The organism is Burkholderia sp. SJZ089 (assembly GCF_007828315.1).
Taxonomy (GTDB): domain Bacteria; phylum Pseudomonadota; class Gammaproteobacteria; order Burkholderiales; family Burkholderiaceae; genus Burkholderia; species Burkholderia gladioli.
Map to the genome: position 1 here is coordinate 373,120 of NZ_VIUM01000004.1, position 21,150 is coordinate 394,269.

The following is a 21,150-nucleotide window of genomic DNA, read 5'->3' on the forward strand; positions in this document are numbered from 1 at the left end:
ATCTGACTAGACTGCTCGCAAATCCTGCTACCTATAAACGAGCATGTCGGACTCCAAACCCAAGCTGCGCTCCCAACACTGGTTCGGTCCCGCGGACAAGAACGGCTTCATGTACCGAAGCTGGATGAAGAACCAGGGTATTCCCGATCACGAGTTCGACGGCCGGCCGATCATCGGCATCTGCAATACCTGGTCCGAGCTGACGCCCTGCAACGCGCACTTCCGCAAGCTCGCCGAGCACGTCAAGCGCGGCATCTACGAGGCGGGCGGCTTTCCGGTGGAATTCCCGGTGTTCTCGAACGGCGAGTCGAACCTGCGGCCCACCGCGATGCTCACGCGCAACCTCGCCAGCATGGACGTGGAGGAGGCGATCCGCGGCAACCCGATCGACGCGGTGGTGCTGCTGGCCGGTTGCGACAAGACCACGCCGGCGTTGCTGATGGGCGCGGCCAGTTGCGACGTGCCGGCCATCGTGGTGAGCGGCGGGCCGATGCTCAACGGCAAGCTGGAGGGCAAGGACATCGGCTCGGGCACGGCGGTCTGGCGGCTGCACGAGGCGCTCAAGGCCGGCGAGATCGACCTGCACCGTTTCCTCTCGGCCGAGGCCGGCATGTCGCGCTCGGCCGGCACCTGCAACACCATGGGCACCGCCTCGACGATGGCCTGCATGGCCGAGGCGCTCGGCGTGGCGCTGCCGCACAACGCGGCGATTCCCGCGGTCGACGCGCGTCGTTACGTGCTGGCCCACATGTCGGGCATCCGCATCGTGCAGATGGCGCTGGAGGACCTGAAGCTGTCGAAGGTACTCACGCGTGAGGCCTTCGAGAACGCGATCCGCACCAATGCCGCGATCGGCGGCTCGACCAACGCGGTGATCCACCTGAAGGCGATCGCCGGCCGCATCGGCGTGCCGCTCGAGCTCGAGGACTGGATGCGGATCGGCCGCGATACGCCGACCCTGGTCGACCTGCAGCCCTCGGGGCGCTTCCTGATGGAGGAGTTCTATTACGCGGGCGGGCTGCCGGCGGTGCTGCGCCGGCTCGGCGAGGCCGGGCTGCTGCCGCATCCGGATGCGCTGACCGTCAACGGCCGTTCGCTGTGGGACAACGTGCGCGAGGCGCCGAACCACGACGAGGAAGTGATCCGCCCGCTCGACAGGCCGCTGATCGCCGACGGCGGGATCTGCATCCTGCGCGGCAATCTCGCGCCGCGCGGCGCGGTGCTGAAGCCCTCGGCGGCCACCCCCGAGCTGCTGCGCCATCGCGGCCGCGCGGTGGTGTTCGAGAACTTCGATCACTACAAGGCCGCCATCAACGACGAGGCGCTGGAGGTCGACAAGGACTCGGTGCTGGTGATGAAGAACTGCGGGCCGCGCGGTTACCCGGGCATGGCCGAGGTCGGCAACATGGGCCTGCCGCCCAAGCTGCTGCGCCAGGGCGTGAAGGACATGGTGCGGATCTCCGACGCGCGCATGAGCGGCACCGCCTACGGCACGGTGGTGCTGCACGTGGCGCCCGAGGCCGCCGCGGGCGGGCCGCTGGCGGCCGTGCGCAACGGCGACTGGATCGAGCTCGATTGCGAGGCCGGCCGCCTGCATCTCGACATCAGCGACGAGGAACTGCAGCGGCGCCTGTCCGATGTCGATCCGACCGCCGCGCCGGGCGTGGCCGAGCAGCAGGGGCGCGGCGGGTATGCGCGGCTCTATGTCGACCACGTGCTGCAGGCCGACGAGGGTTGCGACCTGGACTTCCTGGTCGGCATGCGAGGCGCCGAGGTGCCGCGCCATTCGCACTGAAGTCGCGAGGCCGGCCCCCGGGCCGGCACGTCGCATGACCGGGCCGCGTCCACGAGGCAGCCCGGCGGCCGACAGGGATGAGGGGGCCGTGAGGGCGCGAGGCGATCGGCAGGCCGGCCAGGGCCACCGGGCCCGCTTCGCGAATACGTTCGGCGGCAGCGGACGGGGCGTCGTCGAGCGGCGCCCGACGAGATCCGCGCGAGCGCCGGGCGCCGCTGCACGACGCGGGCAGACGACATGGTGGAAGGAGACGCAATGACGAAATCGCAGGCAGCGCGTTCCGGCGAGACCGGTGCACGCGCAACCGATCCGGCGGCCGACGGCGAGGAGAAACGCGTGGTCGGCCTGGTCGCGCGCCGGCTCCTGCCGTTCCTCGCGCTGATCTACGTGGTGGCCTATATCGATCGCACCGTGGTCGGCTTCGCGAAGCTGCACATGAACGCCGCGATCGGCCTGAGCGACGCCGCCTATGGCCTGGGCGCGGGCCTGTTCTTCATCGGCTACTTCCTCTGCGAGGTGCCGAGCAACCTGGCGCTGTCGCGCTTCGGCGCGCGCGTCTGGTTCGCGCGGATCCTGTTCACCTGGGGTGCCATCACCATGGCGACCGCCTTCGTCACGGGGCCGAACGGCTTCTACACGCTGCGCTTCCTGCTCGGCGCGGCCGAGGCCGGGCTCTATCCCGGCATCCTTTACTTCCTCACCCACTGGTTCCCGATGCGCCACCGCGCGCGCGTGATCGGCCTGCTGGTGCTGGCCCAGCCGATCGCCGGCATCATCACCGGGCCGATCTCGGGCCTGGTGCTGGAGATGCACGGCGTGGCCGGGCTCGCGAACTGGCAGATGCTGTTCATTCTCAGCGGGCTGCCGGCCGTGCTGCTGTGCTGGCCGACCCTGCGCGTGCTGCCCGACACGCCTGCCCAGGCGCGCTGGCTGGCCGAACCCGACCGGCGCTGGATCGAGCAGGCGCTGGCCGCCGATCGCGGTCGCTACGCGCTCGACCCGCACCTGAGTCCGTTCGCGGCGCTCAAGGACCGCCGCGTGCTGCTGATGGCGCTGCTCTACCTGCCGTTCCCGATCAGCATCTACGGCCTGTCGCTGTGGCTGCCCACCATCATCAAGGCCTTCGGCGTGAGCGATTCGACGGCGGGCCTGATCTCGGCCGTGCCGTACATCTGCGCCGTGATCGGGCTGCTGATCGTGCCGCGTCATTCCGATCGGCATCGCGAGCGCCACTGGCACATCGTGGCGGTGACCGCCTTCGGCGCGCTGGCGATGGCGGCCAGCGCCTGGTTCCGCGCCCCCGCGCTGCAATTGCTGTTCATCAGCCTGACGGCCTTCGCGGTCTATTCGATCCAGGCCGTGGTCTGGGCGCTGCCGGGGCAGTTCCTGAGCGGGCCGAGCGCGGCGGTGGGGATCGCGACCATCAACTCGATCGCGAACCTCGGCGGCTACTTCGGCCCCTACAGCGTCGGCCTGATCAAGGACGCCACCGGCAGCCTGGCCGCCGGCCTGTACTTCCTCGCGGCCACCCTGCTGGTGGCCGTGCTGATGGCCTTCGCGGTGCGTGCCGCCTTGCGCGCGAGCACACCGGCCGGGGCGCTGGCGGCAGACGCGCTCGCCCATCAAGAATCCTGATGTGCCCGCGCGGCGCGTGCCGCGCGACTCAACCGACAACCGAAGCAGGACCGATGCCATGACTTCAAGCCGTCCCCCTCGCTACCGCGGTGTGTTCCCCGTGGTGCCGACCACCTTCAGCGATACCGGCGAACTCGACCTGGCCAGCCAGAAGCGCGCCGTCGACTTCATGATCGACGCGGGCTCGGACGGCCTGTGCATCCTCGCCAACTTCTCGGAGCAGTTCTCGCTGTCCGACGAGGAGCGCGAGATCCTCACGCGCACCGTGCTCGAGCACGTGGCCGGCCGCGTGCCGGTGATCGTCACCACCACGCATTACGGCACGCGGCTGTGCGCGGCGCGCAGCCGGCGCGCGCAGGAGCTGGGCGCGGCGATGGTGATGATCATGCCGCCGTATCACGGCGCCACCTTCCGCGTGCCCGAGACGCAGATCCACGAGTTCTACGCGCGCGTGTCCGACGCGATCGAGATCCCCATCATGATCCAGGACGCGCCGGCCAGCGGCACCGTGCTGTCGGCGCCGTTCCTGGCACGCATGGCGCGCGAGATCGAGCAGGTGTCCTATTTCAAGATCGAGACGCCGGGCGCCGCCAACAAGCTGCGCGAGCTGATCCGCCTGGCCGGCGACGCGGCGGAAGGCCCGTGGGACGGCGAGGAGGGCATCACCCTGCTGGCCGACCTGAACGCCGGCGCGACCGGCTCGATGACGGGCGGCGGTTTCCCCGACGGCATCCGCACCATCGTCGACGCGCATCGCGAGGGGCGCCTCGACGAGGCCTTCGCCGCCTACCAGCGCTGGCTGCCGCTGATCAACCACGAGAACCGCCAGGCGGGCCTGCTGGCCTGCAAGGCGCTGATGAAGGAAGGCGGCGTGATCGACTGCGAGCTGCCGCGCCATCCGCTGCCCGCCATGCATCCCGAGACCCGCGCCGAGCTGGTCGCGATCGCGCGCCGGCTCGATCCGCTGGTGCTGCGCTGGGGCCGTTGAGCCGCGAGGAGATCGAGCAAGCATGAACGCTATCTATACCCTCGGCATCGTCGGCGTCGGCAAGATCGCGCGCGACCAGCACCTGCCCGCCATCGCCGGCAACGACGGTTTCGCGCTGGTCGCCAGCGCCAGCCGCAACGCCCGGGTCGAGCAGGTCCGCAACTACCCCGATATCGACGCGCTGCTGGCCGCCGAGCCCGAGCTCGACGCCGTCTCGCTCTGCGCGCCGCCGCAGGTGCGCTACGCGCAGGCGCGCGCGGCGCTGCTGGCCGGCAAGCACGTGATGCTGGAAAAGCCGCCCGGCGCGAGCATCAGCGAGGTGGAGGCGCTGCACGCGCTGGCGAAGCGCCAGGGCCGCACGTTGTTCGCCACCTGGCATTCGCGCTGCGCGGCCGCCGTGGAGCCGGCGCGCGACTGGCTCGCCACGCGCGTGGTGCGCGCCGTGCAGGTGCGCTGGAAGGAGGACGTGCGGCACTGGCATCCGGGGCAGCAATGGATCTGGGAGCCGGGCGGGCTCGGCGTGTTCGATCCCGGCATCAACGCGCTGTCGATCGTCACGCGGATCCTGCCGCACGAGCTGCTGCTGCGCGCGGCCACGCTGCACGTGCCCGCCGATTGCGCCACCCCGATCGCGGCCGAGCTCGACTGCATCGACGCGGCCGGCGCTCCGGTGCGCGCCGAGTTCGACTGGCGGCACGGCCCGGTCGAGCAATGGGAGATCGCGGTCGAGACCGACGACGGCCTGCTGCAGATCGCCGAGGGCGGCAAGCGCCTGACCATCGCCGGCCGGCCCGTGACGCTCGCGCCCGAACGCGAATACGCGACGCTCTACGAGCGCTTCCACTGGCTGATCGCGCACGGCACCGACGAGGTCGACCTGAGCCCGCTGCGGCTGGTCGCCGACGCCTTCCTGCTCGGCCGCCATGTCGAGGTCGAGCCCTTCGGCCACTGAGATGAACGAGATCCATACCGGCAAGCGCCATCAAGAGGCCATCGCCAATATCAGAGGAGACAGCAAGATGACCGGATTCACCCGACGTACCACCCTGCGCGCCGTCCTGGCCGGCCTGTGCCTGGCCTCGTTCGGCGCCGCGCTGCCGGCCGGCGCCGACACGCCCGTCAAGATCGGCTTCCTGGTGAAGATGCCCGAGCAGGCCTGGTTCATCAACGAGCAGAAGGCCGCCACGGCGCTGGGCCAGAAGGAGAACTTCTCGGTGGTCAACATCGGCACGCCCGACGGCGAGAAGGTGCTGGCCGCGATCGACAACCTCGGCGCGCAGGGCGCGCAGGGCTTCGTGATCTGCGCGCCCGACGTGCGCCTGGGGCCGGCGATCCAGCAGCGCGCCAAGCACTACAACATGAAGTTCGTGACCGTCGACGACCAGTTGGTGGATTCCTCCGGCAAGCCGCTGGCGGGCGTGCCGCACCTGGGCATGTCGGCCTTCAAGATCGGCAACCAGGTCGGCCAGGCGATCACCGACGAGATGAAGAAGCGCGGCTGGAAGCCCGAGGAAGTCGGCGCGCTGCGCATCACCGATTACGAGCTGCCGACCGCCAAGCTGCGCACCGACGGCGCCACGCAGTCGCTGCTGGCCGGCGGCTTCAAGAAGGAGAACATCTTCGACGCGCCGCAGAAGACCACCGACGACGAAGGCGGCTTCAACGCGGCCTCGCCGGTGCTGGCCCAGCATCCCAACATCAAGAAGTGGGTGATATTCGCGCTGAACGAGGAAAGCGTGCTGGGCGCGGTGCGTGCCACCGAGCAACTGCACCTGCCGTCGGCGGACGTGATCGGGGTAGGCATCAACGGCGCGGGCGAGGCCTTCGCCGAATTCCAGAAGAAGCAGCCGACCGGCTTCTACGGCACCATCGCGGTCAGCTCGACCAACCACGGCAAGGACAGCGCGCAGAACCTGGTCGACTGGATTCGCACCGGCAAGCAGCCGCCCGCCGACACGCAGACCACCGGCAAGCTGATGACGCGCGAGAACTGGAAGGCCGTGCGTGCCGAGCTGGGTATCTGAGGCGGGCATGAGCGAGCGGGAGACGGAACCGATGAGCGATACCCTGGGCACCCTCGAGCGCCCGCCCGAACCGGGCGGCGCGCCTGCCGCCTGGCTCGAGCTGGATGGCATCGGCATGAGCTTTCCGGGCGTGCGCGCGCTCGACGGCGTGTCGCTGTCGGTGCGCGCCGGCGAGGTGCACGGCCTGATGGGCGAGAACGGCGCGGGCAAGTCGACCCTGCTGAAGGTGCTCTCGGGCGTGAACCAGCCGCAGCAGGGCCGGCTGCGGCTGGGCGGCGTCGAGCAGCGCTTCGCCGGCACGCGCGCGGCGATCGACGCGGGCGTGGCGATCATCTACCAGGAGCTGCACTTGGTGCCCGAGCTGACGGTGGCCGACAACCTGATGCTCGGCCAGTTGCCGAACCGCTTCGGCGTGCTCGACGAGCGCGGCCTGGTGCGGCGCGCCACCGAGGCGCTGCAGCGCCTGGGCGAGCGCATCGATCCGCGCACGCCGGTCAAGGCGCTGTCGATCGGCCAGCGCCAGATGATCGAGATCGGCAAGGCGCTGATGCGCGACGCGCGCGTGATCGCCTTCGACGAGCCCACCAGCTCGCTGTCCGCGCGCGAGACCGAGAACCTGTTCCGCATCATCGACGCGCTGCGCGCCGACGGCCGCGCGATCATCTACGTCACGCACCGGATGGACGAGGTCTACACGCTGTGCGATCGCGTCACCGTGTTTCGCGACGGCCGGCATATCGAGACCTTCGAGTCGGTGGCCGATCTCGACCGCAACCGCCTGATCGCGGCGATGGTCGGCCGCTCGATCGCCGACGTCTACGGCTACCGGCCGCGCGAGGCCGGCGAGGTGCTGCTCGAGGCCAAGCAACTGCTGGGGCCGGGGCTGGCCGAGCCGATCTCGTTCGCCGCGCGGCGTGGCGAGATCCTGGGCTTCTTCGGCCTGGTGGGCGCGGGCCGCTCCGAGCTGATGAAGCTGATCTACGGCGCCACCCGCGCCAGCGCCGGCCACGTCGAGCTGGCCGGCCGGCGCGTGGCCTTCGCCAGCCCGCGCGACGCGGTGCGGGCCGGCGTCGCGCTGTGCCCCGAGGACCGCAAGCAGGAAGGCATCGTGGCGATCGCCTCGGTGGCCGACAACCTCAACATCAGCGCGCGTCGCCACTTCAGCCCGGCGCGCTTCCTGCTCGACGAGAAGCGCGAGCGCACGCTGGCGCGCGACTACATCGAGAAGCTGGCGATCAAGACGCGCGACGGCGATACCGCGATCGGCACGCTGTCGGGCGGCAACCAGCAGAAGGTGATCCTGTCGCGCTGGCTGGCCGAGCGCATCGAGGTATTCCTGATGGACGAGCCCACCCGCGGCATCGACGTGGGCGCGCGCGCCGAGATCTACGCGCTGCTGTACGGCCTGGCCGAGGCGGGGCGCACCGTGCTGATGGTGTCGAGCGACCTGGCCGAGGTGATCGGCGTGGCCGACCGCATCGTGGTGATGCGCGAGGGGCGCATCGCCGGCATCGTGCCCAAGGCCGAGGCCACCCCCGATCAACTGATCAAGCTGGCGCTGCCGCGCTGAACCGACTCACCGCGGCCGGCGAGCGCCGACGCGCCCGCCGCCGCACCGAACCGATGGACCCGAGATGAATCAAGCCATGCCGAAGGGAACGCCCGCCAGCAACGACACCGCGCCGATCACGCCATCGCGTGCGCGCATGTGGGACATGATCAACAAGTCGGGCATCGTGGTGGTGTTCGTGGTGCTGTTCGCGGTGTTGTCCGCGACGGTGCCGGACTTCCTCACGGTCCGCAATATCCAGGGCCTGCTGTTGTCGGTCACGCTGATCGGCTCGATCGCGGTGACCATGATGTTCGTGCTCGCGCTCGGCGAGGTCGACCTGTCGGTGGCCTCGATCGTCGCCTTCTCGGGCGTGGTGGCCTCCACCGTGATCACCGCCTCGCACAGCGTGCTGCTCGGCGTGGCGGCCGGCATCCTGGCCGGCGGCGCGGTGGGCCTGGTCAACGGCGTGCTGATCGCGCGCTTCCGGATCAATTCGCTGATCGCCACGCTGGCCATGATGGAGGCGGTGCGGGGCCTGGCCTTCCTGACCTCGAACGGCGATGCCGTGATGATCTCCGAGGAGCGTTTCTTCGAGCTCGGCAGCGGCGCCTTCCTCGGCATCTCGTTCCCGATCTGGAGCAACATCGTCGGCTTCGTGGTGTTCGGCTTCCTGCTCAAGAAGACCGTGTTCGGCAAGAACGTGCTGGCGGTGGGCGGCAACAGCGAGGCCGCGCTGCTGGCCGGCCTGCCGGTCACCCGCATCAAGGTCGCGGTGTTCGTGCTGCAGGGCCTGGTGACCGGCTTCGCCGGCGTGATGCTGGCCTCGCGCATGAGCCTGGGCGACCCCAAGACCTCGGTCGGGCTCGAACTCGGCGTGATCTCGGCCTGCGTGCTCGGCGGCGTGTCGCTGACGGGCGGCGTGGCCACCATCGCCGGCGTGCTGGTGGGCGTGCTGATCATGGGCGCGGTGCAGGACGCGATGAGCCTGATGAACGTGCCGACCTTCTACCAGTACCTGATCCGCGGCGGCATCCTGCTGCTGGCGGTGCTGTTCGACCAGTTCCGCCGCAGCAAGCGGGCGGTCTGAGCGGCGCGGGATCGGACGCGCCGCGCGTGCCTAGCGCGCGTCGCGGATCAGTTGCACGAGGCGCCGGCAATCCCTGGCCAGCCGCGTCTCGTCGAGGTTGGTCACGCTCAGCAGCAGGCCCTGCGGCCGCGGCGCCCGGCCGTACCAGGGCGACAGCGGCGTGGGTGCCAGGCCGAAGGGCAGCGCCTGCAGCGCCAGCTCGGTATCGACCACGGAATCGGGCAGTCGCGTGACCACCGCCGTGCCGGCCACCGCCAGCACCGACATCAGGTCCGCCGGCACGTCTCGCAACTGGCGCAGCAAGGCCTCGCGCTGCGCGGCATAGAGGCGCTTCATGCGGCGCAGATGGCGCAGATAGTGGCCGTCGCGCAGGAATTCGGCCACCGCGTGCTGGATCGAGGCGGCCGGGGCCGGCGCCAGGCAGGCCGCGATCTCGCCGAAACGGGCCGCCAGCTCGAGCGGCACCACCAGGAAGCCCAGGCGCAAGGCCGGGCTGATGGTCTTGCTGAAGCTGCCGATATGCAGCACGCGGCCGTGCTCGTCGAGCGAGGCCAGGGCGGGGGCGGCGCGCCCCGTGAGCTGCAGCTCGCTCAGGTAGTCGTCCTCGACGATCCAGCCGCCGCTGCGCCGGGCCCAGGCGAGCAGGGCCAGCCGCCGCGGCAGCGAGAGCGTCATGCCGAGCGGCGCCTGCTGGCCCGGCGTGACCACCGCCAGGGCGGCGCGCGGCGCGAGCGCGATGCCGGCTTGCACGTCGATGCCCTCGGCATCCACCGGCACCGGCTGCGTCTGCATCCCCGCCAGGTCCAGCGCGATGCGCGTGAGCGAAAAGCCGGGATCCTCGATCCAGGCCGGCCGGCCCTCGATGCCGAGCGCGCGGATCGCCAGCCCGAGCGCGCCGGAAAAGCCGGTGGTGACCAGCACCTGGGAGGGCTGGCAGCGCAGCCCGCGCGCCACCCCTAGGTAGGCCGCGATCTCCTTGCGCAGCGCCGGGTCGCCGCGCGGATCCGGGTAGCTGACGGGCGCCGCCGCGGCCTGGCGCGCGCCGCGCCTCAGCACGCGCGACCACAGCTTGAACGGGAACTCGGCCTGCGAGGGCACGCCCATCTGGAACGCCAGCGGCGCCGCGCCGAAGTCGCGGAACAGGCCCGCCAGCGGCAGCGCGTCGGGCGATCGCGCCGGCGCCTGGGCCAGCGGCGGGCGTTCGGCCACGCGCGTGCCGGCCGGGCCGAGCACCACCGCGAACTGCTCGTCGACCAGCCGCTCGTAGGCCACCCGCACCGTGCCGCGCGCCACGCCGAGCTGGGCCGCCAGGTCGAGCCAGGACGGCAGGCGCGCGCCGGCGGCGAGCTGGCCGGTCTCGATGGCGTGGCGGATCTCGCGGTAGATCTGGGTGGACAGGGAGGCGCCGGCGGCGCGGTCGAGTCCGATGCGGAGCTGGGTCATGGGCGCCATGGTACAGCCGGAATCCGCATTCTCGGGTCTGTTTTCTGGTCCGGGCCGGACGTAATCTGGCACGCCGGCGCCAATGCCCGCGCGAGCAGGCGCGCGCGGCGGGCGGCACCATCACCCGACAGGATCCGACCATGACAAGCCATGCCGCCTTCGGCATCGACCTTCCCGACAGCCAACTGGCGCGCGAGGCCACGCAGTTGATCCGCGATACCGAGAGCGAGCTGCTGTTCCGGCATTCGACGCGCGTGTATTGCTGGGCCGCGCTGCTTGGCGCCCAGCGCGGCCTGGTGTTCGACCGCGAACTGCTCTACGTGGCCGCCATGTTCCACGACATCGGCCTGTGCGAGCACTACCACCACAGCCCGCTGCGTTTCGAGGTGGACGGCGCGAACGCGGCGCGCGATTTCCTGCGCGGCCACGGCATCGACGCGCACGATATCGACAAGGTCTGGGCCGCCGTCGCGCTGCACACCACGCCCGGCATCCCCGAGCACATGCACCCGGAGATCGCGCTGATCCAGGCCGGCGCCGGCATGGACGTGGCGGGGCGCGGCTTCGATCAGTTCAGCGACGCGCAGCGCGAGGCCGTGGTGGCCGCCTACCCGCGCGAGAGCGGTTTCGCCGAGCGGATGATCGAGGTGTTCTACCAGGGCCTCAGGCACCGCCCGGCCACCACCTTCGGCACCTTCAACGACGATTTCCTGGCGCACAAGGATCCCGGCTTCGCGCGCGTGAACCTGTGCAGCGTGATGCTGAATTCGCGCTGGGAGCGCTGAGCGCGCCCCCGTGGCGACGCCTTTCTACACCGCTTCGAGCGCTTGCGCGAGATCGGCCAGCAGGTCGTCGAGATGCTCGATGCCGATCGACAGCCGCACGGTTTCCTCGCGCACGCCGGCCTTGGCCAGTTCCTCGGGCGAGAGCTGGCGGTGGGTGGTCGAGGCGGGGTGGGTGGCGAGCGACTTCGCGTCGCCGATATTGACCAGCCGCGTGAACAGCTTCAGCGCGTCCTGGAAGCGGGCGCCGCCGGCGCGGCCGCCGCGCACGCCGAAGGTCAGGATGCCGGGGCCGCGCCCCGACAGGTAGCGCTGCGCCAAAGCATGGTCGCGATGCTCGGGCAGTCCCGAGTAGTCGACCCATTCCACCTTGCCGTGGCCTTGCAGGAAGCGCGCCACGCCCAGCGCGTTGGCGCTGATCCGGTCGATGCGCAGGCCGAGCGTCTCGATGCCCTGCAGGATCAGGAAGGCGTTGAAGGGCGAGATCGCCGCGCCGGTATTGCGCAGCGGCACCACGCGCGCGCGGCCGATATAGGCGGCCTCGCCGAAGGCTTCCGTGTAGACCACGCCGTGATAGCTGACGTCGGGCTCGTTGAGGCGGCGAAAGCGCTCGGCGTGCTCGGCCCAGCGAAAGCGCCCCGAATCGACGATCGCGCCGCCGATCGCGGTGCCGTGCCCGCCCAGGTACTTGGTCAGCGAGTGCACCACGATGTCGGCGCCGTGCTCGAAGGGCCGCAGCAGGTAGGGCGAGGGCACCGTGTTGTCGACGATCAGCGGCACGCCGTGGCGATGCGCGATCTCGGCCAGCGCGGCGATGTCGGTGATGTTGCCGAGCGGGTTGCCCACCGATTCGACGAAGATCGCCTTGGTGCGGGCGTCGATCAGGGCGGCGAAGCTGTCCGGCTCGCGCGGATCGGCGAAGCGGGTGCCGATGCCGTATTGCGGCAGCGTGTGGGCCAGCAGGTTGTAGGTGCCGCCGTAGAGCGTGCTCGACGAGACCAGGTTGTCGCCGGCCTCGGCGATGGTCAGGATCGCGTAGGTCACGGCGGCCTGGCCCGAGGCCAGCGCCAGCGCGCCGACGCCGCCCTCGAGCAGGGCGAGGCGCTGCTCCAGCACGTCCTGGGTCGGGTTCATGATGCGCGTGTAGATGTTGCCGGGCACCTTCAGGTCGAACAGGTCGGCGCCGTGCTGCGTGTCGTCGAAGGCGAACGCCGCCGTCTGGTAGATCGGCACGGCCGCGGCGCGCGTGGTCGGGTCGGGGCGGTAGCCGCCGTGCACGGCGATGGTGTCGAGATGCCAGTCGGCGGGTTCGCGGGCGGTGGTCATGCGGGCTCCTCCTGGTGGTTCGTCGGTTCGGGATCCCGACGATTATAGGAAGCGCCGTCGCGCCGGCTTAGCGCGATTTCTTCGATCGATATGCCTGCCGCGCAGCCGCTGCGGCCCCTCGCGAGCTTGCCTGCGAAGGGCCGCGACGGATCATTGCGCGTAGCCGGGATTCTGGCGGTCGAGCTTGCGCAGCAGCGACGGCCAGACCAGGGTGCCCGGGCCCTGGTTGGTGGTGACGGCGGCCATCTGGCGGGTGATGCCGTCGAGGATCGGTTGGCCGATCGTGCGCAGCTTGCCGCCGCCGGCCTGCGCGCGCACCTGCATCATGCAGGCGGCCTCGAAGAAGTACATCGCGACGAAGGCCTCGGCCGGCGAGGCGCCCACCGTCAGCAGGCCGTGGTTGCGCAGCATCAGGTGCGTGTGGCGGCCGAGGTCGGCCACCAGGCGCGGTTTCTCCTCGTCCTCCAGCGCGATGCCCTCGTAGTCGTGGTAGCCGAGCGAGCGCAGCACGATCAGCGAATGCTGGGTCAGCGGCAGCAGCCCGTCCTCCTGGGCCGACACCGCCGTGCCGTTGATCGAATGCACGTGCATCACGCAGTGCGCGTCCTCGCGCGCGGCATGCACGGCGCTGTGGATCACGAAGCCGGCCGGGTTGATCTCGTAGGGCGAATCCGACACCTTGCGCCCGTCCAGGTCGACCTTCACCAGCGAGGAGGCCGTCATTTCCTCGAAACCCATGCCGTAGGGGTTGATCAGGAAGTGATGCTCGGGGCCCGGCACGCGCGCCGAGATGTGGGTGAAGATCAGGTCGTCCCAGCCGAACAGCGCCGTCAGGCGGTAGCAGGCCGCGAGGTTGACGCGCATCTCCCATTCCTCGGGGCTGATGTCGGAACGGCGGGCGGATATGATGGCGTTCATCCGTGTCTCCTGGGGTTCGTCGTCTCGTGAGGGGCCGGCGCGGCAGGGCGCGCGCGGCGGCCATGCCGCGATCATCGGCAATCGCGCCCGGCCTGGCTGTCGGCTCGCCGACACGGCAGCCGGTTTGCGCATTCTGCCGCGAAACGCGAGCAAGCGAGACGGAGCGGTCTGCTCACCGCCTCCGGCTCCCGCCCGGCCGCCGGCGCGCCCCGGAGCGACCTGCTACACTGAGCCGCCCCGATTTCCCCCTCAAGCGCCATGACCCTCGCGCCAGCCGGCATCCTCGCCGGCGCCACGCCGCTCAATCCGCAATGGCTGCGAACCTTCGAGATGCTGGTCGAGACCGGCAACTTCACGCGCGCGGCCGAGCGGCTCGGGCTCACCCAGGCGGCGGTCAGCCAGCACCTGCGACACCTGGAGGACCAGCTCGGCCTGCTGGTGATCCGGCGCCCGCGCGGCATCGACATCACGCCGACCGGCCGCGTGGTGCTCGACTACTGCGCGGAGCTGGCGCGCGCCGACCAGCGCCTGCGCAGCCGCCTCGCCGAGGCCGACGCCGATTGCGGCGAGATCAGCCTGATCACGCCGGGCAGCATCGGCCTGGTGATGGCGCCCTGGCTGCTCGACATGCAGCTCGCCACGCCGGGCCTGGTGGTGCGCCATCGCTTTGCGCCCGATCGCGAGGTGCTCGACGCGGTGCTCTCGAATCTCTACGAGGTCGGGCTGGTCACGCTCAAGCCCGACGACGAGCGGCTGGCCGTGAGCCGCTTCGCCGAGGAGCCGCTCGAGCTGGTGGTGCCGGCCGACGACTACGTGAGCCACTGGGCGGACCTGGAACGGCTCGGCTTCGTCGATCATCCCGATGGCCTGGCGATGGCCAGCCGCCTGCTGAGCCGGCGCTTTCCCGACAATCCCGGCGTGCGCGGCCTGCCGCGCCGGGCCTTCACCAACCAGGTGGGGCTGATCCTGGAGCCGGTGGCGCGCGGCCTGGGCTTCACCGTGATCCCGCGTTACGCGCGCCAGGCCTTCGCGCGCCAGGAGGCGATCCGCGTGATCGAGTGCGGCGCCTCGGTGGTCGATACGCTGTGGCTGATCCACCGCTCGGAATGGACGCTTTCGGGGCGCATGCTGCGCGCGGTCGAGGCGTTGCGGCATCGGCTGCACACCACCTGCCCCTGACCCGAGCCGGGCAGGACGTCTGCGCGCCTGGCCGGGGAAAAAGGTTCCGATCGCGCCGCGACGCTAGAATGAGCGATCCCGAGCGAGGCGCGTCCGGCGCCTCGGGCATCACCGGAACAGGAGAGTCCATGCAGCGATCCCCGCAGCGCGCCGCCCGGCGCCACGACGTCCGCGATTTCTTTCGCCGCCCCGAGCGCACCGGCTTCCAGCTTTCGCCGGACGGCCGTCATCTGTCCTTCCTGGCGCGTCATGAGGGCCGGCTCAACGTGTTCGTGCAGGCCATCGACGAGCGCGGCCGCCCGCTCGGCCAGGCGCGCGCGCTGACCCATGAATCGCAGCGCGACATCGGCGGCTACGCGTGGAAGAACAACGATCGCGTGCTGTTCGTGAAGGACTTCGGCGGCGACGAGAACTACCACGTGCTGTCGGTGCCGATCGACGGCGGCGAGATCCTCGACCTGACGCCGTTCGAGCGCGTGCGCGCCGGCATCATCGATGCGCTGATCGAGGACGAGCGGCACGTGCTGATCTCGCACAACCAGCGCGACGCCAGCGTGTTCGACGTGTTCCGCGTCGACGTGGCGAGCGGCGAGGCCACGCTGATCGCCGAGAACCCCGGCAACATCCTCGGCTGGATGACCGACCACGACAGCAAGCTGCGCGTGGCGGTGGCCGGCGACGGCGTGAACCAGACCCTGCTGTATCGCGAGCGCGAGGACGAGCCGTTCCGCCCGGTCGTCACCACCAACTTCCGCGAGACGCTCTCGCCGCTGATGTTCAGCTTCGACAACCGCAAGCTCTACGTGCTGTCGAATCGCGGCCGCGACCGCGTCGCGATCTACGAGTTCGATCCGGTCACGGGCGAGGAGGGCACGTTGCTGTTCGAGCACGACAAGGTCGACGTGAAGGGCATGGGTTATTCGTACCAGCGCCGCGTGCTGACCACCATCTGGTACGAGGAAGCCAAGATCGGCAGGCATCACCTGGATTCGTTCACCGAGCAACTGCATGCCGATCTCGACGCGCGCGTGCCGAGCGGCGAGGCCAGCATCGTCAGCTACACGCGCGACGAATCGCGCATGCTGGTGCGCAACGCCTCGGACGTATCGACGGGTTCGATCTGGCTCTACGACGTCGCCTCGCGCGAGCTGACCGAGCTGGCAACCCTGACGCCGTGGCTCGACGCGGCCGACATGGCGCCGATGCGGCCGATCGAATACCGCTCGCGCGACGGGCTGACGATCCACGGCTACCTGACGCTGCCGGTCGGCTACGAGCTCGACGGCGGGGCGCTCGCCGACGCTGACAAGCTGCCGCTGATCGTCAATCCGCACGGCGGCCCCTGGGCGCGCGACCACTGGGGCTTCAACCCCGAGGTGCAGATGCTGGCCAACCACGGCTACGCGGTGCTGCAGATGAATTTCCGCGGCTCGATCGGTTATGGCCGCGCGTTCTGGGAGGCGAGCTTCGGCCAGTGGGGCCGCACCATGCAGAACGATATCGACGACGGCGTGGACTGGCTGGTCGGGCAGGGCATCGTCGACCCGAAGCGGATCGGCATCTACGGCGCCAGCTACGGCGGTTACGCCACGCTGGCCGGCGTGACCTTCACGCCCGAGCGCTACGCGGCGGCCATCGACTACGTGGGCGTGTCGAACCTGTTCACCCTGCTCGAGTCGATGCCGCCTTACTGGAAGCCGCTGCTGGAGATGATGTACGAGCAGATCGGCGACCCCACCACCGAGGCCGGGCGCCAGCAACTGCACGACGCCTCGCCGCTGTTCTTCGCCGATCGCATCGTCACGCCGTTGTTCGTCGCGCAGGGCGCCAACGATCCGCGCGTCAAGCAGGCCGAGAGCGACCAGATCGTCGAGGCGCTGCGCTCGCGCGGCATCGACGTGCAGTACATGCTCAAGGAGAACGAGGGGCACGGCTTCGCCAACGAGGAGAACCAGTACGAGTTCTACGAGGCGATGATCGCCTTCCTCGATACGCACCTGGGCGGCAAGCGGGGCGCCTGAGGCACTCCGCGTTCCCGACGAGCCTGCCCCCCGCGCTCTAGGCCCCGGCCGCGGCGCGCCTGGATGCGCCGCGAGCCGGTTTGGCCGGCGCGGCCGATGCGCCCGTGTCGCCCGACGCCACGCCGCCTTTCTGGCTCTCCCCGCCGGCCTTCGCGCCGGCTTTTTTTTCACCCGCGTGCGCCGCGCCCAGGCATTCCTGGAACAGCAGCGCGGCCCGCGACGGCTGCGGCGAGCGGCGGAACAGGCTGACGAAGCGGCAGCGATAGTGGAAGCGCCGCGGCGCGATCGCCTGCATGCGCCCGGCGCGCTCGAAGCTCTCGGCGTAATGGTCGGGCAGGAAGCCGAGGAACTTGCCCGACAGGACCAGGGTGGCCACCGATTCCTGGTCCGAGGCGGTCGCGCTGCGCGTGAGCCTGGCGCGATGCGTGAGCTTCAGGTTGGGCGAATGGAAGCCGAGCCCGGCGAAGGCGTGTTCGCGGATGCCGTCCCAGTTCAGCTTGTCGTGCGCGGCGCCGAACAGCGGATGGCCGGCGCCGCAGTAGAGCAGCATGCGTTCCTCGAACAGCTCGGTATAGACCAGGCTGCCCGAGCTGCGATGCTCGGGGATGATGCCGATCTGGTAGCTGCCGTCGATCACGCCGCGCTCGATCTCCTGGATCGAGGCCACGTGCAGGTTCAGCACCACCTCGGGCGCGGCCTCGGTGAAACGGCGGATCGCCTCGGCCACGCGCGCCGCCGGGTTGGTGGCGGTCTTGTCGAACATGGCCACCTGCAGCTCGCCGCCCATGCGGTCGTGGATGCCGTCCACGCGGGCGCGGAACGCCTCCAGCGAGACCAGCAGGCGCAGGGTTTCCTCGTAGACGGTCTGCCCCTCTGGCGTCAGGGTGAAGCCGGCGCGGCCGCGCCGGCACAGCACCAGGCCGAGCCGCGTTTCCAGGTCCTTGACGTGGCGGCTGATGGTGGAGATGCCGATATTGAGTTCCAGTTCGGCGGCGGCCATCCCGCCGCATTGCACCACCACCTTGAAGACGCGCAGCAGGCGCAGGTCCATGTCGCTGAGCTGGCCGAGCAGGGCGCGATGCTTGGGGTTTCTTACTTGCATGAATGCTCAAGTGAACATTGATATTGCGATATTCACAAGACTATCTGGCGACCCAACAATGCGCAACACACTGAACCCACCGAGGAGCGCCGCGCGCCTGCCGACATGACCGACACCGTGACCACCCCGCAAGCGGACGCGATCCGCACCGACGCCGCCTGGCTCGAGGCCCACTGGATGCCGTTTACCGGCAACCGCCAGTTCAAGCGCGACCCGCGCCTGATCGTGGAGGGCAAGGGCGCCTATTACACCGACGCCGAAGGCCGCAAGATCTTCGACGGCCTGTCCGGCCTCTGGTGCTGCGGGCTGGGCCATGGCCGCAGCGAGATCACCGAGGCGGTCAGCCGCCAGATCGCCAAGCTCGATTATTCGCCTGCCTTCCAGTTCGGCCATCCGCAATCCTTCGAACTGGCCAACAAGATCAAGGACCTGACGCCCGCCGGCCTCGACTACGTGTTCTTCACCGGCTCGGGCTCGGAAGCCGCCGATACCTCGCTGAAGATGGCGCGCGCCTACTGGCGCGCCAAGGGCAAGGGCAGCAAGACGCGCCTGATCGGCCGCGAGAAGGGCTACCACGGCGTGAACTTCGGCGGCATCTCGGTGGGCGGGATCGGGCCGAACCGCAAGCTGTTCGGCCAGGGCATCGAGGCCGATTTCCTGCCGCACACGCAACTGGCCCAGAACAAGTTCTCGCGCGGCCTGCCCGAGCAGGGCGCCGAGCTGGCCGATCGCCTGCTGGAGCTGATCGCGCTGCACGACGCCTCCAACATCGCCGCGGTGATCGTCGAGCCGTTCTCGGGCTCGGCCGGCGTGGTGGTGCCGCCCAAGGGCTACCTGAAGCGCCTGCGCGAGATCTGCACCGCGCACGACATCCTGCTGATCTTCGACGAGGTGATCACGGGCTTCGGCCGCGCCGGCGCGATGACGGGCGCGGACGCCTTCGGCGTGTCGCCCGACATCCTGAACTTCGCCAAGCAGGTCAGCAACGGCACCCAGCCGCTGGGCGGCGTGGTGGCGACCAAGGAGATCTACGACACCTTCATGGCCGCGGGCGGCCCCGACTACATGCTGGAGTTCCCGCACGGCTACACCTATTCGGCGCACCCGGTGGCCTGCGCGGCCGGCAACGCGGCGCTGGACCTGCTGGTCAAGGAAGACGGCGTGGGCCGCGTGCGCGCGCTGGCGCCGCATTTCGAGAACGCCGTGCATGGCCTGCAGGGCGTGCGCCACGTGGCCGACATCCGCAACTTCGGCCTGGCGGCCGGCATTACCATCGAGGGCGCGCCTGGCGAGCCGGGCCGCCGCCCGTTCGAGGTGGCGATGCGCTGCTGGGAGAAGGGTTTCTACGTGCGCTACGGCGGCGACACGATCCAGCTCGCGCCGCCGTTCATTTCGGAGCCGCGCGAGATCGACAACCTGGTCGGTGCGCTGGCCGAGGCGCTGAACGCGACGGCCTGAACCGGCGTCGAGAGGATTCGAGGCACGAGGAGACACCGGCCGGCGCCGCCCATGCGGCGCTCGCCCGGGCAGAAACGAAGCGGCACCGGTCATGCATGGCCGGTGCCGCTTTTTTCATGGCGGCGGCCTATCCGCCGGCGGCGATAAGCAATTGCCGCCGGCGCCGATAAGGTTTGCCGGAATCGATATTGGTCGCGATCCAGGCCATTCGATAGATTCGACGGATTGTCGTCCGACCGCGCGGCGGCTCTGCCCGGCGCGGTCTTTCCGAGCGGAGATATCGAATCATGAGCAAACCCATCCGGTTCAACGCCTTCGAGATGAACTGCGTCGGGCACCAGTCGCCGGGGCTGTGGGCCCATCCGCGTGACCGCTCCTGGCAGTACAAGGACCTCGAATACTGGACCGACCTGGCCAGGACGCTGGAGAAGGGCATCTTCGACGGCATCTTCATCGCCGACGTGATCGGCTATTACGACGTCTACCAGGGCAGCAACCATCACGCGCTGCACCAGGGCGTGCAGATCCCCGTCAACGATCCGATCCAGCTCGCCGCGCCGATCGCGCTGGCCACCGAGCACCTCGGCATCGGCATCACCGCCTCGACCTCGTTCGAGCATCCCTATACCTTCGCGCGCCGGCTCTCGACGGCCGACCATCACAGCAAGGGGCGGGTGGGCTGGAACATCGTCACCTCCTACCTGGAAAGCGGCGCGCGCAACCTGGGCCAGACCGGCCTGGAAGGGCACAACGACCGCTACGAGATCGCGGCCGAATACCTGGAGGTGCTCTACAAGCTGTTCGAGGGAAGCTGGGAGGACGGCGCGGTGCTGCGCGACCGCGAGCGGCGCATCTTCGCCGACCCCGCCAGGATCCACCCGATCCGCCACCGGGGCAAGCATTTCGACGTGCCCGGCTACCACCTCTGCGAGCCCTCGCCGCAGCGCACGCCGGTGCTCTACCAGGCCGGCGCCTCGGGCTCGGGCAAGGCCTTCGCGGCGCAACACGCCGAATGCGTGTTCGTGGCCGCGCCCACCCGCGCGACCCTGCGCGACTACGTGGCCGACATCCGGCGGCGCGCGATCGAGGCGGGCCGCGATCCGGCCAGGCTGCTGATCTACACGCTGGTGACGATCGTGGTCGACGAGACCGACGCCAAGGCGCAGGCGAAGTTCGAGGACTACCAGCGCTATGTGTCCTACGACGGCTCGCTGGTGCTGATGTCGGGCTGGACCGGCATCGACTTCGGCCAGTACGCGCCGACCGATCTGGTCAAGCGGGTCGAGACCAATGCCATCGTCTCGGCCGTCGAGCATCTGGCGGGCGGCGACAAGAGCTGGACCATCGACGAACTGGCGCGCTTCGGCGGCATCGGCGGGCTGGGGCCGGTGTTCGTCGGCTCGCCCGCGACGGTGGCCGACATCCTGCAGGAATGGGTCGAGGAGACCGGCGTGGACGGCTTCAACCTTGCCTATGCGCTGGCCCACGAGAGTTTCGAGGACGTGGTTGGTTATCTGGTGCCGGAACTGCAGCGGCGCGGCGTGTACCCGAACGCCTACCGGCCCGGCACGCTGCGCGAGAAGCTGTTCGGCGAGGGGCCGCGGCTTGGCGAGGCGCATCCCGGCGCGGCGTATCGCGACTTGTCGCGGTTCGCGCCGCCCGAGGCGGGCGGGGAGGCCAAGGAGGATGAGGCCGCCGGCGCCGAGGCGCTCGCGAGATAGTTAATTGGAATCCATTCAATGGAATGGCAGTGACTTTCCTTCAGTCCCGGGGGGAGGTCGGGAGCGGATATGCCGGGAGCGTTGGTCGATGTGAGGACTTGCCGCGTTCCAACGCCGCA

Annotated in this window: 16 protein-coding genes; 12 read left to right on the top strand and 4 right to left on the bottom strand. The window is 69.8% G+C overall.

The genetic code is table 11. The features are described from left to right. The first annotated feature begins 43 nt into the window (after nt 1-43). The 7 genes from FB600_RS09960 (at nt 44) to araH (ending at nt 9,081) form a co-directional block, all read left to right on the top strand. Complete coding sequence (locus FB600_RS09960) at nt 44-1,795, top strand: IlvD/Edd family dehydratase (protein ID WP_046574554.1); 1,752 nt, start codon at nt 44-46, stop codon at nt 1,793-1,795. A 255-nt stretch (nt 1,796-2,050) separates the two neighbouring features. Further along, the gene (locus FB600_RS09965; protein WP_013690119.1) at nt 2,051-3,430 is read left to right on the top strand and encodes an MFS transporter; all 1,380 of its coding nucleotides are present in this window, start codon (nt 2,051-2,053) and stop codon (nt 3,428-3,430) included. A gap of 58 nt (nt 3,431-3,488) precedes the next feature. Beyond that, nucleotides 3,489-4,418 carry a dihydrodipicolinate synthase family protein gene (locus tag FB600_RS09970; RefSeq protein WP_145756691.1) on the top strand — a complete coding sequence of 310 codons (930 nt, stop codon included), beginning with the start codon at nt 3,489-3,491 and terminating at the stop codon, nt 4,416-4,418. Between the two features lie 22 nt (nt 4,419-4,440). Continuing rightward, nucleotides 4,441-5,370, top strand: a complete 930-nt coding sequence (locus tag FB600_RS09975; RefSeq protein WP_145756693.1) for a Gfo/Idh/MocA family protein — start codon at nt 4,441-4,443, stop codon at nt 5,368-5,370. Between the two features lie 67 nt (nt 5,371-5,437). Next, entirely contained in the window at nt 5,438-6,442 is a 1,005-nt protein-coding gene (locus FB600_RS09980) for an arabinose ABC transporter substrate-binding protein (protein ID WP_096752847.1), read from the top strand. Nucleotides 6,443-6,473: 31 nt separating this feature from the next. Next, nucleotides 6,474-8,012: an L-arabinose ABC transporter ATP-binding protein AraG gene (gene araG / locus FB600_RS09985; RefSeq protein ID WP_096752848.1), complete on the top strand. Its 1,539-nt coding sequence runs from the start codon at nt 6,474-6,476 to the stop codon at nt 8,010-8,012. Nucleotides 8,013-8,076: 64 nt separating this feature from the next. Then, a complete protein-coding gene (gene araH, locus FB600_RS09990) occupies nt 8,077-9,081 on the top strand; it encodes an L-arabinose ABC transporter permease AraH (protein ID WP_025098294.1) in 1,005 nt (334 codons plus the stop codon). A gap of 30 nt (nt 9,082-9,111) precedes the next feature. On the opposite strand, the gene FB600_RS09995 is transcribed toward araH, so the two are convergent. Next, entirely contained in the window at nt 9,112-10,524 is a 1,413-nt protein-coding gene (locus tag FB600_RS09995; RefSeq protein ID WP_098153192.1) for a PLP-dependent aminotransferase family protein, read from the bottom strand. A 140-nt stretch (nt 10,525-10,664) separates the two neighbouring features. On the opposite strand from FB600_RS09995, the gene FB600_RS10000 reads away from it, so the two are divergent. Further along, nucleotides 10,665-11,309 (top strand): HD domain-containing protein, encoded by a 645-nt coding sequence (locus tag FB600_RS10000; protein ID WP_145756694.1) that lies wholly within the window; start codon nt 10,665-10,667, stop codon nt 11,307-11,309. A gap of 24 nt (nt 11,310-11,333) precedes the next feature. Here the strand turns inward: FB600_RS10000 and FB600_RS10005 are convergent, their stop codons facing one another. Together FB600_RS10005 and FB600_RS10010 are read right to left on the bottom strand one after the other, a co-directional pair. Beyond that, nucleotides 11,334-12,632, bottom strand: coding sequence for an O-acetylhomoserine aminocarboxypropyltransferase/cysteine synthase family protein (locus FB600_RS10005; RefSeq protein ID WP_098152189.1), 1,299 nt, complete (start codon nt 12,630-12,632; stop codon nt 11,334-11,336). Nucleotides 12,633-12,782: 150 nt separating this feature from the next. After that, entirely contained in the window at nt 12,783-13,550 is a 768-nt protein-coding gene (locus FB600_RS10010; RefSeq protein ID WP_145756696.1) for a class II aldolase/adducin family protein, read from the bottom strand. Between the two features lie 258 nt (nt 13,551-13,808). Between FB600_RS10010 and FB600_RS10015 the strand changes: the two genes are divergently transcribed. Then, nucleotides 13,809-14,729: a LysR family transcriptional regulator gene (locus FB600_RS10015; RefSeq protein ID WP_105820108.1), complete on the top strand. Its 921-nt coding sequence runs from the start codon at nt 13,809-13,811 to the stop codon at nt 14,727-14,729. Between the two features lie 128 nt (nt 14,730-14,857). Next, complete coding sequence (locus FB600_RS10020; RefSeq protein ID WP_145756697.1) at nt 14,858-16,750, top strand: alpha/beta hydrolase family protein; 1,893 nt, start codon at nt 14,858-14,860, stop codon at nt 16,748-16,750. A 37-nt stretch (nt 16,751-16,787) separates the two neighbouring features. Here FB600_RS10020 and FB600_RS10025 read toward each other — a convergent pair whose 3' ends face one another. Then, the gene (locus FB600_RS10025; RefSeq protein ID WP_096751017.1) at nt 16,788-17,852 is read right to left on the bottom strand and encodes a LysR family transcriptional regulator; all 1,065 of its coding nucleotides are present in this window, start codon (nt 17,850-17,852) and stop codon (nt 16,788-16,790) included. 105 nt (nt 17,853-17,957) lie between these two features. Between FB600_RS10025 and FB600_RS10030 the strand changes: the two genes are divergently transcribed. After that, the gene (locus tag FB600_RS10030; RefSeq protein WP_098182850.1) at nt 17,958-19,310 is read left to right on the top strand and encodes an aspartate aminotransferase family protein; all 1,353 of its coding nucleotides are present in this window, start codon (nt 17,958-17,960) and stop codon (nt 19,308-19,310) included. A gap of 287 nt (nt 19,311-19,597) precedes the next feature. After that, on the top strand, nt 19,598-21,031 hold the full coding sequence (locus tag FB600_RS10035; protein ID WP_145756699.1) for an LLM class flavin-dependent oxidoreductase: 1,434 nt from the start codon (nt 19,598-19,600) through the stop codon (nt 21,029-21,031). Nucleotides 21,032-21,150 lie beyond the last annotated feature (119 nt).

Bases quoted from the DNA above. Each gene is read 5' to 3' on its own strand.
- FB600_RS09960 (WP_046574554.1), top strand. From the start codon at position 44: ATGTCGGACTCCAAACCCAAGCTGCGCTCCCAACACTGGTTCGGTCCC.
- FB600_RS09965 (WP_013690119.1), top strand. From the start codon at position 2,051: ATGACGAAATCGCAGGCAGCGCGTTCCGGCGAGACCGGTGCACGCGCA.
- FB600_RS09970 (WP_145756691.1), top strand. From the start codon at position 3,489: ATGACTTCAAGCCGTCCCCCTCGCTACCGCGGTGTGTTCCCCGTGGTG.
- FB600_RS09975 (WP_145756693.1), top strand. From the start codon at position 4,441: ATGAACGCTATCTATACCCTCGGCATCGTCGGCGTCGGCAAGATCGCG.
- FB600_RS09980 (WP_096752847.1), top strand. From the start codon at position 5,438: ATGACCGGATTCACCCGACGTACCACCCTGCGCGCCGTCCTGGCCGGC.
- araG (WP_096752848.1), top strand. From the start codon at position 6,474: ATGAGCGATACCCTGGGCACCCTCGAGCGCCCGCCCGAACCGGGCGGC.
- araH (WP_025098294.1), top strand. From the start codon at position 8,077: ATGAATCAAGCCATGCCGAAGGGAACGCCCGCCAGCAACGACACCGCG.
- FB600_RS09995 (WP_098153192.1), bottom strand. From the start codon at position 10,524: ATGACCCAGCTCCGCATCGGACTCGACCGCGCCGCCGGCGCCTCCCTG.
- FB600_RS10000 (WP_145756694.1), top strand. From the start codon at position 10,665: ATGACAAGCCATGCCGCCTTCGGCATCGACCTTCCCGACAGCCAACTG.
- FB600_RS10005 (WP_098152189.1), bottom strand. From the start codon at position 12,632: ATGACCACCGCCCGCGAACCCGCCGACTGGCATCTCGACACCATCGCC.
- FB600_RS10010 (WP_145756696.1), bottom strand. From the start codon at position 13,550: ATGAACGCCATCATATCCGCCCGCCGTTCCGACATCAGCCCCGAGGAA.
- FB600_RS10015 (WP_105820108.1), top strand. From the start codon at position 13,809: ATGACCCTCGCGCCAGCCGGCATCCTCGCCGGCGCCACGCCGCTCAAT.
- FB600_RS10020 (WP_145756697.1), top strand. From the start codon at position 14,858: ATGCAGCGATCCCCGCAGCGCGCCGCCCGGCGCCACGACGTCCGCGAT.
- FB600_RS10025 (WP_096751017.1), bottom strand. From the start codon at position 17,852: ATGCAAGTAAGAAACCCCAAGCATCGCGCCCTGCTCGGCCAGCTCAGC.
- FB600_RS10030 (WP_098182850.1), top strand. From the start codon at position 17,958: ATGACCGACACCGTGACCACCCCGCAAGCGGACGCGATCCGCACCGAC.
- FB600_RS10035 (WP_145756699.1), top strand. From the start codon at position 19,598: ATGAGCAAACCCATCCGGTTCAACGCCTTCGAGATGAACTGCGTCGGG.